At 40.9% G+C, this 526-nt stretch carries 1 rRNA gene; it reads right to left on the bottom strand.

Annotated elements, in window-relative coordinates:
- Window positions 1-442: 442 nt before the first annotated feature.
- Window positions 443-526, bottom strand: a 5S ribosomal RNA gene (gene rrf, locus ACOI1C_RS22765); the annotation flags it as partial.

Below are 526 nucleotides of genomic sequence, written 5' to 3'. Positions count from 1 at the left end.
TGCATCTTTAAACAAGCGAAAGTGTACATGTTTAGGTTGACAAATACATTCCATTAACATTTGATATTACCTCCTGCGTAAGGTGTTCTGATTGTGTTCTTTCCATACTCCACCCTGCATAAGCACACCCATAGATTCACCACTTCTTTCAATAAACAGGTATATCGTTTTCTGTTTCATCGGATCGAAAAATAAGCCTAGTTCCTATTTTCCAATGTCTTACTCTCACAAGGGGAGTCCCCCAACTACCATCGGCGCTTGAACTTACCTTCCGTTTTCGGTTTCGTTCTAAAATGAGCGGCGAATCTTTTCGTCAGCTTCATTCGTTCAGATCCTCACAGTTTTTTATAATATGATTGTACATATTTTATGTAATGAACTAGCCCTTCGGGCTATACATAAAAAAAGAAGCAGCTATAAATAGCCACTTCTTCATCTTTTTGCTTGGCAATGTCCTACTCTCACAGGGGGAGTCCCCCAACTACCATCGGCGCTGAAGAGCTTAACTTCCGTGTTCGGAATGGGT

It is taken from the genome of Bacillus sp. DJP31, assembly GCF_049310945.1.
Taxonomy (GTDB): Bacteria; Bacillota; Bacilli; order Bacillales; family SA4; genus Bacillus_BS.
This window is presented reverse-complemented; position numbering and strand designations above follow the sequence as displayed.